The 13,738-nt window shown below is 47.7% G+C and carries 11 protein-coding genes and 1 pseudogene; 5 read left to right on the forward strand and 7 right to left on the reverse strand.

The genetic code is table 11. The features are described from left to right. The first annotated feature begins 45 nt into the window (after positions 1-45). A complete protein-coding gene (locus tag AB1287_RS03965; RefSeq protein WP_435617008.1) occupies positions 46-831 on the forward strand; it encodes a hypothetical protein in 786 nt (261 codons plus the stop codon). An 11-nt stretch (positions 832-842) separates the two neighbouring features. On the opposite strand, the gene AB1287_RS03970 is transcribed toward AB1287_RS03965, so the two are convergent. Further along, positions 843-1,898 carry an acyltransferase family protein gene (locus tag AB1287_RS03970; RefSeq protein ID WP_435617009.1) on the reverse strand — a complete coding sequence of 352 codons (1,056 nt, stop codon included), beginning with the start codon at positions 1,896-1,898 and terminating at the stop codon, positions 843-845. Between the two features lie 240 nt (positions 1,899-2,138). Between AB1287_RS03970 and AB1287_RS03975 the strand changes: the two genes are divergently transcribed. Then, positions 2,139-2,528: a HumD family translesion DNA polymerase gene (locus AB1287_RS03975; RefSeq protein ID WP_435617010.1), complete on the forward strand. Its 390-nt coding sequence runs from the start codon at positions 2,139-2,141 to the stop codon at positions 2,526-2,528. A gap of 236 nt (positions 2,529-2,764) precedes the next feature. On the opposite strand, the gene AB1287_RS03980 is transcribed toward AB1287_RS03975, so the two are convergent. The 4 genes from AB1287_RS03980 to AB1287_RS03995 form a co-directional block, all read right to left on the reverse strand. Then, a complete protein-coding gene (locus AB1287_RS03980; RefSeq protein WP_312624624.1) occupies positions 2,765-2,935 on the reverse strand; it encodes a hypothetical protein in 171 nt (56 codons plus the stop codon). Between the two features lie 208 nt (positions 2,936-3,143). Next, positions 3,144-4,214: an ABC transporter ATP-binding protein gene (locus AB1287_RS03985; RefSeq protein WP_435617011.1), complete on the reverse strand. Its 1,071-nt coding sequence runs from the start codon at positions 4,212-4,214 to the stop codon at positions 3,144-3,146. Continuing rightward, positions 4,207-5,976: an ABC transporter permease gene (locus AB1287_RS03990; RefSeq protein ID WP_312624621.1), complete on the reverse strand. Its 1,770-nt coding sequence runs from the start codon at positions 5,974-5,976 to the stop codon at positions 4,207-4,209. Before AB1287_RS03990 ends, AB1287_RS03985 begins: the two co-directional genes overlap by 8 nt. A 213-nt stretch (positions 5,977-6,189) precedes the next feature. Continuing rightward, positions 6,190-7,278 (reverse strand): ABC transporter substrate-binding protein, encoded by a 1,089-nt coding sequence (locus AB1287_RS03995; RefSeq protein WP_435617012.1) that lies wholly within the window; start codon positions 7,276-7,278, stop codon positions 6,190-6,192. A 509-nt stretch (positions 7,279-7,787) separates the two neighbouring features. On the opposite strand from AB1287_RS03995, the gene AB1287_RS04000 reads away from it, so the two are divergent. The 3 genes and pseudogenes from AB1287_RS04000 to AB1287_RS04010 form a co-directional block, all read left to right on the forward strand. Next, a complete protein-coding gene (locus tag AB1287_RS04000) occupies positions 7,788-8,480 on the forward strand; it encodes a hypothetical protein (RefSeq protein ID WP_435617013.1) in 693 nt (230 codons plus the stop codon). A 344-nt stretch (positions 8,481-8,824) separates the two neighbouring features. After that, positions 8,825-10,258: a hypothetical protein gene (locus AB1287_RS04005; RefSeq protein WP_435617014.1), complete on the forward strand. Its 1,434-nt coding sequence runs from the start codon at positions 8,825-8,827 to the stop codon at positions 10,256-10,258. Positions 10,259-10,555: 297 nt separating this feature from the next. After that, positions 10,556-10,654 (forward strand): annotated as a pseudogene (locus AB1287_RS04010) (hypothetical protein); the annotation flags it as partial. 73 nt (positions 10,655-10,727) lie between these two features. On the opposite strand, the gene AB1287_RS04015 reads toward AB1287_RS04010, so the two are convergent. Both AB1287_RS04015 and AB1287_RS04020 read right to left on the reverse strand, forming a co-directional pair. Beyond that, the gene (locus AB1287_RS04015) at positions 10,728-11,216 is read right to left on the reverse strand and encodes a hypothetical protein (protein ID WP_435617015.1); all 489 of its coding nucleotides are present in this window, start codon (positions 11,214-11,216) and stop codon (positions 10,728-10,730) included. Positions 11,217-11,803: 587 nt separating this feature from the next. Next, a complete protein-coding gene (locus AB1287_RS04020; protein ID WP_436799818.1) occupies positions 11,804-13,135 on the reverse strand; it encodes an amino acid permease in 1,332 nt (443 codons plus the stop codon). Between the last annotated feature and the right edge of the window lie 603 nt (positions 13,136-13,738).

Genomic DNA, 13,738 nt, shown 5'->3' on the forward strand with positions numbered 1-13,738 from the left:
TGTTAAACCTGTGGCGATTCAGTGCCAGGTAACTCCACAATTGTAATGAATGGTATTGAAGTGGATAGGATATTCATAACGAACGTTCCAAGCACTGGTTTCATACAGCCATTAGTTTCTGTTAATGATCTCCCATTCCAGAAGGTAATCGCTGGACGCGCTACCGCAAAAGACACTCCTTTGCTTCCGTTAACATCGAATCATGTAGCAGTAATAGATAAGTATGGTTGTAACATACCAGCTTTAAACGGAGATTTGGTGTTTGCTGAAAATCCATCCACTGCTATTCCCGCTAACTCATCCACTGCTGTTGCTCCAGGATGGTTTGCCAGATCAACATCTGCGACAACATTTACCAGAAGCGGTTCAGGTTCACCTCAGCAGGCTTTGAGAATGAGCCGGTACATTGCCTCTATTGTTAGTGGAAGTGGAGCGACAACATCCATTACATATGAACACCCTAGGGCAGACCTGATAAATGGAGAGGTGATAACTATACAGGCATTATTCAACGCCACTGCAGGACTTACATTCTCTGTAAATATCTATGTAGCAAATGATAACGCATCGCGAACTACGTTGTTGTCTAAAACATTGGCAGGCGGTGGAGCATGGAAAGAATTGACATACACAGTGGCTGTTGCAGGAGTAGAAACAGCATCATCATTTGTTGTTGTTGAAATAGGTGCAACTACACCAAGCTCAACTACAATATTCGTTACAGGCCATCGCATGAATAGAGGTGAGTATGGTCTGTGTACACGATCCAATTCATTTAGTTATGCAGAAACACAGCGGATGAAACTAGATTACTCATACATCACACCATAAAAAAAGGGCGGTTATACCGCCCTGTTTTCTTTTCTGACCACTGCTCTGAACATAATCTTGACAATGTTTCTCTTCTCAAACATAGAGTATGAGAACTGAGCCGCTATAGTGAACGATACATACAGGATAAGCCATCCAACAAGACCATTATCATAAATTATTGAAGGCCTTAGATAGTCGAAGAACATGAAGCCAGCACACTGCATAAGATAAAAAGAGTAACTAATCTCTCCCATCCACACAAAAGGCTTAAGCATCTTGCTTGTACCCATCTGTGAAATACCAACAAGGATGATGGCTATCGCGGGCACGATCACGATGTTATGCTGCATGTACCCTTTCATAGGATAAGATGAAGCAAGGAAAGCAACGAAGATTGCTGATATTACAACCGGCCATTTCACTTTTAGCCCATACTGCATATATTTTGCAGCAGTAACACCAATTATGAATTCAGGCAAACGGTAAATTGGAGTTGCATAGTAAATTGGCATCTGAATCTCAGGGTTGAATACAAGAGAGGCGGGGATAAGCAACCCACAGAAAGCCATAGACACAGCCGCAACATAATGAATGTTACCTCTGTTGATATTTTTCAATATCATAGGGAAACACGCATAGAAAAACATTTCAGTAGATATTGACCAGGTGCCACCAAAGTTCCACGTGAAGAAGCTAGGTGTAACCCATGACTGAGTTGCCGTTGCGTATAGGAATATTGATGTTAATGACTTTATGATCCCCTGCAGGTCATATCCAGACTGCATGAATAAAAACGGGAGCGTGATAAAACCACAGAACAGGTAAGCAGGGAATATCCTGTTCAACCGCTTCATAAAGTAACCATCACCAACTGAAGTTCCGTAAGTGTATGTCAGGATAAAGCCAGACAGCACAAAGAACAGACTCATTCCCACAGCGCCATTGGCGATGATCCAGTTAACCGGCCACTGAAAATCAAGATGTATGCGCGCATTTGCGTGATACAGGAAAACATACAAAGCTGCAACGAAACGCAGAATCGTTACGTTATCGAGCCGTTTAGGTTTTTTTTGTATAGATTGCATGCAGTTAATTGGATTAATCTTAAAATGAATTGATTAAGAGTAACATCGACTTCTTACTTTCTCCACAATTTGCACATAGTTTGGTGAGACCAGCCACAAACATGGCAGCCTGCCAGATACCACCTAGAACTAATTACCTCAATAGCTCAATGCGTTACTAGCGTCATGCAAAATGGAAGTTGATCGACGTTGCCGATTGATAATGCTGTATGTATATACAGTAACTATCGGAGGTGCATCATGGGATTCCCGTCGCCAGCAGCAGACTACGTAGAAGAACGTATATCACTTGACCAGCGCATCATAGCCAGGCCGTCAGCTACATACTTTATGAAGGCAGGAGCGACACACTATCGAGAAGGTATCCTTCAGGGTGCGTTACTGGTTGTCGATGCCTCACTGAATCCTTGTGATGGTTCACTTCTGGTGTGCTCGTGCGAAGGTGAGTTTCGTATCAAGCGCTATCGAACACATCCACAGCCATATCTTGAGAATCTTGAAAACGGTCACAGGGAGTTGTTACGCCAGAAGGATGAGACAACCGATTCTGATAAACCGGTGTTCGGGGTGATCACCTACATCATTAACGATGCGAGAACGGGTGAGTTTGATGACCGTCCGGTTATGTGAGACAGAAATGGGACACACAAAGCTTTGCATCGGTTTGCAAGGCTTTGCATGTTTTCGCAAGATGGGACGTGTGAGCGCAGGAATCATGCGGTATGTGTTTGTTTTCTTAGATAGCTCTAGGAACTTCTAAGCCGTAGGTCACAGGTTCGAATCCTGTAGGGCGTGCCACTTCGACAAAATCAGACGTCAACCGACGTCTTTTTTTATGCCTGAAATTCAGCCCTGAAAAGAGGGCGTTACCACTCGTGCACAATCAGCATGCGGTCTTCTGAGATCCGGACTTCGCTGATACGAGGCGGCAGAGGCGGGGCGACGATGGTTAACGTGACCTGAATTCCCCCTTGCTGGGAGGCGAGCGTAGTCTTGAAGGGTAAAAAAAACAAAACGGCGAGCAGTAATTTCTTCATTGTAAATTAATAAGCAAAAAGTCGGACAGGATTCAGCATCAACAGGGCGGGCGACACAATAGCCTAAAGCGAAGCGAGAGAAAAAGAGAATTTGGTCTTTTTTAATACGATGGCGGCGGGCTGAGCAGGATTAAATCCGATCTGAAAGCGTTTTTACTGTTGGTACAAGAAGCTAAGCCCCTGTTCAGGCTTAGCTTCATTTTACTCGTCAATTCTTCGCAAATACCCACACATCCTTTTCAGGCAGTGACAGATGGCAATGCTGCGGGTCGCGAACTTCGTTGCCGTAGGCGCGGATCACGAAGTCATCGCCGGAGGTGCGGAACAGGTATTCCCAGCGATCGCCCAGGTACATGCTGGTGAGCAGCGGCAGTTCGAGCTGATTTTCTCCCGGCCCATCGACTAGCGCCACGCGCTCCACGCGAATCACCGCCGTACCTTCCTGTCCAGCCTGCACGCCTTCTCCTGCCTGGCCCCACAGTGTCCAGCCGCTGCCTTCAATGCGTGCTTTGCCGTCGCGCACTTCGGTGACTTTGCCGTGCAGGCGGTTGTTGCTGCCCATAAATTCTGCCGTAAACAGCGTCTTCGGTGAGCCGTACATCTCCTGCGGCGTGCCCTGCTGTTCAATTTTGCCGTTGTTGAGCAGCAGGATGCGATCGGAAATGGACATCGCTTCGTTCTGATCGTGCGTCACCATTAGCGCGGAAAGCCCAAGCTTGATAATGAGCTCCCGCAGGAACACGCGGGCCTCTTCGCGCAGCTTGGCGTCGAGGTTGGAGAGCGGTTCATCCAGCAGGATCACTGGCGGGTTATAAACCAGCGCACGGCCAATCGCCACGCGCTGCTGCTGCCCGCCGGAAAGCATATGCGGATGACGCTTGCCGAGATGCCCGAGCCCGAGCTGATCCAGCACCGCCTGCACGCGCTGGGTGATCTCTTTCGCGGGCACTTTACGCAGCTTCAGCGGGTAGGCCACATTCTCAAAAACGGTTTTGTGTGGCCACAGCGCGTAGGACTGAAACACCAGCCCGAGATTGCGCTCTTCGGCGGGAATCTCGCTGCGCGGCGTGCCGTCGTACACTTTGTTTTTCCCGATGACGATCGACCCTTGGGTTGGCTTTTCCAGCCCGGCGACCGCGCGCAGCAGCGTGGTTTTGCCGCTGCCCGAAGGACCCAAAAGGGAGACCACTTCGCCGCGCTTCAGGTTAATAGAGACGCCCTTCAGCACCGGGTTGTCGCCGTAGGTCAGATGCAGATTTTCAACCGCTAATTCAATCATGTAATTTCACTCCAAAACGAAGGGCAATCCCCAGACCGACGACCACCAGCAGGATATTGATAAATGACAGCGCTGCGACGATATCAATGGCGCCCGCCGCCCACAGGGAGACCAGCATCGAGCCAATCGTCTCGGTGCCGGGCGAAAGCAGGTAGACGCCGGTCGAGTATTCACGTTCGAAAATCAGGAACATCAGCAGCCACGAGCCAATCAGGCCATAGCGTGAAAGCGGAATGGTGACGTGGCGTGTGATTTGCCCGCGTGTCGCCCCTGTGCTGCGTGCTGCTTCTTCCAGCTCCGGCCCCACCTGGAGCAGCGTGGAGGAGATCAGCCTTAGGCCATACGCCATCCACACCACCGTGTAGGCCAGCCACACGCTGAAGATGGTGCTGCGAAGCCCTCGCAGCCAGACGATCAGGTTATCGCGCAGCCACTGCGACCACGGCATGCCCGAAAGCCAGCCTGATTTCAGGGCGTTATCGAGCCACATCGGCAGGAACAGGAACACCCACAGGAAAGCCAGCCCCGCCAGCAGCCCCGGCACGGCGCGCGGCACCAGCACGCTGTAGTCGAGGAAGCGGGTGGTGTTGTCCGGTTTACGATGCATGGCGATGCCGACAAACAGATAGCAGGCCACGGCCAGCGCGCCGCCAAACACACCAATCGCCATGGAGTTGACGATGGCCCTCAACAGATTGGGCTGCGCCCAGATGGTGTGGAAGGTACTGAGCGAGAGTTGATCCCAGACGGACACGCCCACGCCCCAGTTGGAGATAAAGGCGCGCAGCACCACGCCGAGCAGCGGCACGCCGATGGTAACCGTCAGCCAGAACGCGACCACGGCACCCGCCACCCAGCGCCACTTGCCAAGCGGCAGCGCGCGCGCCTGAGAGGCTTTGCCTTTCATGGTCACAAAACGGTTGGCGGTGCTCATCAGGCGGCGTTGCAGCATCACCAGCGGAATGGTGATGCAAATCAGCACCACGGCGACGGCGGCCATCAGATGATAGGAGGGCGTGCCGAGCTTGTTGGTGAGCTGATAGAGATAGGTCGCCAGCACCATGTTGCCTTCCGGATCGCCGAGCACCAGCATCAGGCCGAACACCTCCAGCCCGAGGAAAAACAGCAGCACGATGGCGTAGAGAATGGAAGGGCGCACCATCGGCAGACTGACGGCGGTCATTACCTGCAAAGGTGATGCTCCGGAGATACGAGCGGCTTCTTCCACGTCCGAGCCCACGCTGCGCAGCGCCGACGAAATATAAAGGTAGGCGTGCGGTACGTGCGTCAGCCCGGCAATCACCACGATGCTAGACATGTCGTAGATGTTCCACGGCACGAAGCCAATCAGCGACTGCGCCCACAGCGACAGAAAGCCCACCGGCCCTGCGGCGACCACGTAACCAAAGCCGAGCACCATCGGTGAGACGAAAATCGGCACGAGGATCAGCGGCTCAATCAGCCGACGACCCGGTAAATCCGTGCGCACCATCAGGAACGCCAGGATCCCGCCGAGCGGAATGGCGATGGCGACTAGGCCAAAGGCGAGAATAAAGCCGCTTTTCAGCGCCTTATAAAAATCCGGATCGGTGAAAATAAACCCGAACGACTCGAGGCTCCACTCTTTAGAAGGGGCAAAGAACGGTGCCGACAGGAAGCTCTGAATCACGATAAACGACAGCGGAACGTAGATGGCGAGCGTGGTGAGCAGCACCACGACGCCGCGCGGCAAACTTTGCCACTTTCTTGTTAATGCATTCATAGAAAATCCCTGGTCTGGCGGGGAGGCAGAATCTCAACAGGTCTGTTTGCCGGATGCGCTGCGCTTATCCGGCCTACGGTTTGTAGGCCCGGTAAGGCGTGAGCCGCCACTGGGCATTTTTTGCCGGATGCGTCAGGCTTATCAGGCCTACGATTTGTAGGCCCGGTAAGGCCTAAGCCGCCACCGGGCAATCAGACGAGGTTGCCGTAAAGGTTATTTCGCTGCGGCTTCGCGCCACTGTTTGATGTAGTCGAGGCGTTTTTTCGGCTGCAGGTACTCCAGCAGGGTTTCATCCACCGGAATAGGCTTCAGCGCGTTGCCGAGCATTTTGGTCATGCCGTCGATGTCATTTTTCCCTTCGATATCGTTACGGATAGACGGAATATCCGCCTGGTTCGCCAGAATGCTTTGCCCTTTTTCAGACAGCACGTAGTCCAGCCACAGCTTCGCGGCGTTGGCATTCTGGGCCTGCGAGCTGATGAACGACACGCGGGAGAGCACGAGGGTGTAATCCTTCGGATAAGCGATGCCGAGTGACGGATCGTTCTTCGCGCGCGCCTCGGCGTAGGACCCAAGGATATTGAAGCCAATCAGGTTTTCGCCGGACGAGACACGTTCCATCATCGTGCCGGTGGAGGACTGCACCGCTAAGCCGCCTTTGGCGACGTCGGCGAGGGTTTTAAAGTAGTTCGGATCGGCTTTGTAATCCTGCACCGAGAGCATAAAGCCGAGGCCGGATTTCTCGATATCGTAGGTGGTGACTTTGCTTTTGAACTTGTCGGCCTGGCCGGCAATCAGCTTCGCCAGCGCGGCGTGGGAGTCCGGCACTTCGTTCGCCGGGATCAGGCGTTTGTTGTAGATGAACACCACTGGCTCGTAGGTGGTGCCGTAGGCTTTGTCGTTCCAGACCGCCCACTTCGGCAGCTGGCCTTGTTCCGGCGACTTATAGGCCTGCGCGTAGTCCGTCGCAAGCTTAAGGGCTGTATCCATCGACGAACTCCAGACCACGTCGCCACTGCCGCCGCCCGCAGCCTGTTCGCTGATAAAGCGGTTATACAGCTCGGTGCTGTTCATGTCGTTGTATTCGACTTTGATGCCGTGGTAAATGGCTTCGAACCCCTGAATTAGCGGGCCCGCCGCTTTGGTGTCGGTGGTGGAATAGATAACCACTTTGCCTTCTTTGGTGGCGGCATCGACGACCTTTTGATAGTCCGCCGGATAGCCCTGCGGCAGCGCCGCGATGGCAGAGGTAGAGAGAAGTACAGCAGCAGTAATCAGAGAGATACGGAAAGTGTTCGACATTATAGTTAACCTTTTAATTACATTTGATGAACTAATGGTCAACATAGCCAAAGGTGAAGGGCAGACAAGAGGGCGGAGAAAGGGATGTGCCCGAAGTGTGATTTTCGGCGTCGTTTGGGGAATTAACACCATAAAAACCGCGAACCGTGGTGAAGAGTCCGGGAGAAATGCCGGGTGGCGCTGAGGGTTAACCGACCTGCGGGGGAGCTATTTGTAGGCCCGTGCAAGCGCAGCGCCGCCGGGCGATCGGGGCGTAAGCCTGATGTCCTTTCTCCGGTCTTAGGGAGAGGGGGGATTTTAGATCGGCGGGTCAGAGATGAGTTTTCTGGTCTGACTTTGGGGGAAGATGGGTTGTGCGTCCGCATTGTGCAGAAGCAGACTGAATGCATGAGCGTTTGCATATAAAGTCGTTACAAAACCATTATGTAAAAGTATGACATATAGATTTTAATGTTACATACCTCTATCATAACAGCCATAATACCCCAACATAATTAAGGAATATAAATATGTCAGGTCTCGGAAGAGAATCATCTGTTACAACTCGTTTCGCAAATCAATTCAAACGTGCATGCGAAGAAAATGAATTGACCGATGTAACTTTTGAATTGGCTGGGCAGGATAACAAAGCCAATGCGGATGCAATATTCAGTGTTTTAGATAACTTTCTATTAATTGAGTTTAAATCTTACGAAAAAGGAATTAAGAGCGAGGAAGATAAAGATAGAGTTTATGACCTGTGTCACAAACTTTTAGAAAATGAAAGAATGACTAACTCTCATAGAAGTTGTCATTTCATTATGTGGGGCATGAGTGAGAACAAAAGATTAGAAACAAGGTATACTATTTATCAAGATAGCGTTTGTAGAAAGAGTATTCTTGTAGAATCGAATTTATTAGATGAGCCTGAGAAACCAACGGTGTTGCAGGGGGAACAGCTTGCAACTAAAATCTCTAAATCAGCAGTGGGACTGGGCCTTGAACAATTCCTTATTTATTTGAAATGGCTATTCAGTTCAGAAAGATCTTCAGAAGAAACATACGATGGGACCATATCATTAATCGCAACATCATCATCAAAATATATTGATGGCTTAGAGTTTTCTTCTTTTAATGAATTTGAGTCTTGGGCAAAGCCGACAGTAATTAATTTGCTCTCACAAAAAAACAATCCGAAGAGTAAAAAAAGGCCTGGCATTTAATTATAGTGGCTTTCTTCTATGATTTATCTTTATAACGCTATTTTTATAGGGATATCTATAACAAGTATTTTGAGTAGCAATCTACTTCCGCTTTTCGCTCATTGCGGACCTTGTGGGGCTTTGCGAGTGTCGCTCTGTGCCAATAGCAGACATCCATACAATTATGTAAAATAAGATAGTGGGTCAGAATCTATGTTAGTCCAGCTCATCTATGAGCTGAAATTACGATCACTTAGCAGTAATTCACTTATAACTGCTAGCGAGCAATGTTCTTCTTGAAACTCAAATTGATACAACAAAACCGATTGGTTACATAATCGATTATCAAAATATAAGGAATTTCAATGGGAAGTTACGGGGTTATTAAATATATCGTATTGTTTGGTTTGTCCGGGATAATGTTAGCTATGCTAGTGCTCTTTGTTTCCTCCATAGCATATTATTTCTTTACGCATAACAAAGGAGTTCTTCAATATATAATTAAAACTATTTCCATAGGCCTTGTAACTATTCCAGTCGCAATAATATTAATCGTTGCTCTCGTCTATTATGCTGTCTGGCAAAAAGGGATTTTAACGGCATGGCGTTTTATATTACCCCCGACTCAAAGAATAACTGTGAATGAAAGTGCTAATACTGAATCAGAAGATGTGATTGTTCACCTTGTTCATGGAACATTCGAGCCGAATGCGTCTTGGACTCAACCAGAGTCGGAAATGTGTAAATCAATTAGATCAAGAAATCCCAATGTGGGTATATCTCGATTTATATGGGATGGCAAAAACTCTGCATCATCTCGTAAACAAGCGGCATATCAATTAGGAAAGCATATTGAAAACTCCCCTGCAAAATATAACTATATTATTGCCCATAGCCATGGGGCCGCTATTGTAAGAGAAATGTCTTATTTACGAGATGATATTGCAAAAAAAATACAAGGCGTATGCCTTTTGTCACCACCGTTCATCTTTCGATGTAGAATAAAAAGAACGTCAGGTACTTTAATCAATCTTATTGATATCAGCGGAGCTTTGGCTATTCAATTGTTACTTGCAGTATTTTTAGTTCCTTTCGATCAATATAATATTAATTATGCAGCAGCAATTTTTTTCGTTTCATTATTTGCAGAAATAATGATTTCCAAAAAATATAAAAGAGAATTTTTGCAGGAAGTTGAGAATAACGAGTGCCGTGAAGCAGTTGACATTAGGAAAGTTGAGATTTATCACGCAATTGGTGATGAGGCAGACTCAGGCTTGAGATTTGTAAGTTCACTTCATGAAGGATGTTTTGCAATTCTTTCTCAGTTAAAAAAAGCTCAAGTAAGTCATAAAAAGCTAACGCATTGGTCAGCAGTTTTAAGCTATCTATTTTATATTTCCATGAGCATGTTAATATGGTTCTTCTATCCTGAAGAAAAATCATGGATTTTAGTATTTTTAGTAAGCCTTTTACTAACCTTTATTTCACACACTTGGCAAAGTTTGAAACCATCGAAAGATATCCCTCATGTTTTACTTATTGCCGCAATACCAGTTGCAATTTTTTCATTTTGGTTGGCTGTAGCTAAGGCCATAGCTTATGGGGATTTGCGGTTGATATTTTGCCCCGATGTTTTTATTTTTTCATCTGAAACTCCAGTTGGAGATCATAAAATTCTTAAGTTTGCTCCACAAAACGATGGGATGCTAATACACTCAACACACTCACACCCGGAGGCTATAAAAAATGTTTCCGAATGGTTATATTGTTTTGAGTATGAAAGAAAAAATGGCTAACCATAGCTTGATACAGCTATCACAAACCAATTTATAAGATACTCCCCTGCTAAGTTTGCAGGGGAATTACAAATATAAAAACTCAATACCGCCTTGTTCTAGATTATTTCATGGTGCCAAAATATTTAATTCTCACTAAATAATTGGCTTGAGCAATAAAATAATTTTTGGTGATTAAAGAAAATATAAATAACATTTATCTCAGTCGGTTAGCATCGTGATCATATTTAATGAGTTCTAAAGTCCACTCCTCGCTCACTGCGGGCCTTCAGCTCAGTTAGTTCGGCTGCTTCGTGCCAGTGCCGCTCAATGTGGCAATTGTTGAAAAAAGTCCGTCACTTTATGGATACCGTCAATCGGTTATCTGGTGGAAAACATGAACTGACAAAAGTGTAGCGGTATTAGGATCACTTATTTAGATTATCCGTTGTGATTCATAAATTATGATGACGGATAAATAACTCACAATTTAACAGGATAATTGTCGAAGAACTTCGTTCTGAACTTCTGATGGTAAAGATTCAACCATATTAACTATAGCAGTAACAATCTGTCTTTCAGTTGCCGTAAGATTGATGCCATCATCATCTCCGGTTGGCAATATAAAAATCTTGGCGTTTATGTGAAGCATACGATTTGCATGGGAAAAAACTTCGCCCATAACTTCGTAAATTTCAGATAATTGCGCTTTATTTGGTGTCTGGCGGAACCGCTGGAGAACGCGCTCGGTTTTCTTACCATCCAAGTCATCAGCCACAAGATATGAGTCAAAATCAATGTCTTTGTAGCCAATATATTTGCTCGGAGCAAAATACCACTTCATATTAACATAGCATGCATACCAACACCGTACAAAACTTAAACGCTCTGTCATTTCATGTTCTGGATACTTTTTAATTTCATCGTACCAGTAGACAATGTTACGTACAGCCTGGGAAGGACAATCGATAAGTTCCATAATTTTAATCCTGTAACTCTGTGGGGTGTGTGATCACTCTACACAGGATTATGAACTACGTCAATTGTTCATAATGTACATAAATTAATTGACTGATCTATATGCCAATTTTATCATCAACGAGTCGGATGTTTTAGGCTCACGCGGTCGTGTGATGCACACAGAGTTGAAAGAGCAGGAAGTTAGAAAGTAAGCACACACGTTTTAGTTCCACGAACATTGAATTGCAGCTGTTTCTGTAGTCACTTTTGTGGAAGCAGACCACAAAAGTGACTACTTCCGCACCCCGCTCATAGCGGACCTTGCTGTCTTAACACTCCTGCTTACGATAGCTGCATCGTGGCTCAAACATAAATCTAAAGTAAACATCGCATAACCGGCAAATGTTAACAGACACAAATATATATCTATTACCTGAGTGTATCGGCCTTCAGCAGCCAGAGAGGGAGATGTTTGCCGATGAAAATGTTCAGCTTTTCAGCCTCTGTTCCCACAGCACATTTGATGTGGACCATTAAACATCGACAAAACAACCCTCTCTGAAGCTGGCCGACGGGCCGTACGCCATGAGTTATTTATCCGCGCTATTAGCCCTGCCGGCTTTGCGCACCGATATTAAATTTCTGCGCAATCATACCCATTACCACGATAACCGTCGCAAGCAGCAGGGTGTACACCACCTCGTTAAAATAGGTTCCTTCCCAGATCATGACGATGAACGCGGCGATGATCAAAACGATCACTGCGTAGGTCAGCCATGGAAACAGCCAGACCCGGAGCCGGATGTGCTTACCCTCTGCTTCAAGCTTGCGTCGCATGCGTAATTGGGAAAAGGCGATAACCAGGTACACCAGCAGAGCGATAGTCCCGGTGGCCTGCATCAGCACGTCATAGATATCCATCCACTGCAGGGCAGAAAGAACGACGGCCAGCAGAGCAAAAAAGCTGGAGACCAGCACCCCAACCCACGGCGTGCCAGTGGTCCTGCCGGTAATTTGCATGACCCGGTGGGCATCACCCCGGCGGGCCATGGAGTGGAGCATCCGTGAAGTGGTGTACAACGCCGAGTTGAAGCAACTACAGACAGAAGTGAGAACGATGAAATTAACAACCAGACCTGTGTAGGGGATCCCTAATGCGTCGAGGGCAACACGGTAAGAGCCCCAGGTGGAATCGCCCAGACGTGGATCATTCCACGGCACCAGGGCAACCACGATAAAGATAGATCCGATATAGAACAGGCAGACACGCCAGATGACGGACTTGGTGGTTTTGATGATTTCCTTGTCGGGGTTAGCTGACTCAGCAGCTGCAACGGTGACGATTTCTGCACCGAGGAAGGCGAACATCACCCCCAGCAGGGCAACCACCACCGACTTGCCGCCATTAGGGATAAACCCGCCAGTTGAGGTGAGGTGCGACCATCCAGAGGTATTACCCCACGGCCACAGGTGAACAATCGCAAGACACCCTAACGAAATAAAGAGGACGATCGCCACCACTTTAATCAACGCGAACCAGAACTCGAACTCACCGTAGCTACGCACATTCATAAAATTCACTACGATGAGTGAAAGTGTAACGATCAGGGCAAAACCCCATCCCGGCACCATCGGGAACCAGTTGTGCAGGATAGTGCCAGCAACATATGCCTCCCAGCCCATCAGCAGTGCCCAGAAATACCAGTAGAGCCAACCGATAGTAAAACCGGCCCAGCGACCAATCGCTCGATCCGCGTAGGTAGCAAAAGAGCCAGTATCAGGCTGGGCAACGGCCATTTCACCGAGCATCCTCATCACCAGTACCACCAGGATCCCGCCTCCCAGGTAGGCGAGAATAGCGGCCGGTCCGGCGAGAGCGATAGTTTTACCGGAACCGACAAACAGGGCGCCACCAATAACACCGGCAATCGACATCATGGTCAGGTGGCGGGATTTAAGGCCGCCTTTTAACTCCCGGTTTGGCGCAGTCTGTTCTTGCCAGGTGTTTAATTCGTCTACATTACTCAAAATGACAGGTTCCTTTGTGGGAAATCAGTACCGAGAATGAGAGGGATATCAGGTAGCTACGCCGAACCGTGCCTCATCAGTTATGCCGCGGTTGTTGTTAACATTTTTACAACAAGGCCTAGTTTTACTTCCCAGGAAACCCTGCAATCGAGTACCAATTTTGAATAAATGAAGGATCCAATTATGTTTTTTGGTGTTTGATCGCGTTCAGTGACTGACAGAAAGGTCTGTTTGATGAATCTTTGGAAATAGCCTGCTATTTCTGATGATGGCGGGGGCATATTCAGGTCAAGGTGATTTTATTTTATACATCAGGCGCTGAGCCATTTATCCCTGGTATCGTAAGGCTGCATTGAAGCGCTACAGATAAACAGAGCTTCCGCTGTTTGTTCGCAGCGGACCTGCGAAATGGTTAGCTAGTCCGCTTTGTGCCACAAGCGGAAGTTGCCTGCTCGTTGTACTTCGTGTTTTCAGGATAGAATACATGAACATATCACCATGATAATCATGGCA

It is taken from the genome of Scandinavium sp. UTDF21-P1B, assembly GCF_040750395.1.
Lineage (GTDB): Bacteria > Pseudomonadota > Gammaproteobacteria > Enterobacterales > Enterobacteriaceae > Scandinavium.

Coding starts and splice junctions, on each gene's coding strand:
- AB1287_RS03965 (WP_435617008.1), top strand. CDS start 46: ATGAATGGTATTGAAGTGGATAGGATATTCATAACGAACGTTCCAAGC.
- AB1287_RS03970 (WP_435617009.1), bottom strand. CDS start 1,898: ATGCAATCTATACAAAAAAAACCTAAACGGCTCGATAACGTAACGATT.
- AB1287_RS03975 (WP_435617010.1), top strand. CDS start 2,139: ATGGGATTCCCGTCGCCAGCAGCAGACTACGTAGAAGAACGTATATCA.
- AB1287_RS03980 (WP_312624624.1), bottom strand. CDS start 2,935: ATGAAGAAATTACTGCTCGCCGTTTTGTTTTTTTTACCCTTCAAGACT.
- AB1287_RS03985 (WP_435617011.1), bottom strand. CDS start 4,214: ATGATTGAATTAGCGGTTGAAAATCTGCATCTGACCTACGGCGACAAC.
- AB1287_RS03990 (WP_312624621.1), bottom strand. CDS start 5,976: ATGAATGCATTAACAAGAAAGTGGCAAAGTTTGCCGCGCGGCGTCGTG.
- AB1287_RS03995 (WP_435617012.1), bottom strand. CDS start 7,278: ATGTCGAACACTTTCCGTATCTCTCTGATTACTGCTGCTGTACTTCTC.
- AB1287_RS04000 (WP_435617013.1), top strand. CDS start 7,788: ATGTCAGGTCTCGGAAGAGAATCATCTGTTACAACTCGTTTCGCAAAT.
- AB1287_RS04005 (WP_435617014.1), top strand. CDS start 8,825: ATGGGAAGTTACGGGGTTATTAAATATATCGTATTGTTTGGTTTGTCC.
- AB1287_RS04015 (WP_435617015.1), bottom strand. CDS start 11,216: ATGGAACTTATCGATTGTCCTTCCCAGGCTGTACGTAACATTGTCTAC.
- AB1287_RS04020 (WP_436799818.1), bottom strand. CDS start 13,135: ATGATGTCGATTGCCGGTGTTATTGGTGGCGCCCTGTTTGTCGGTTCC.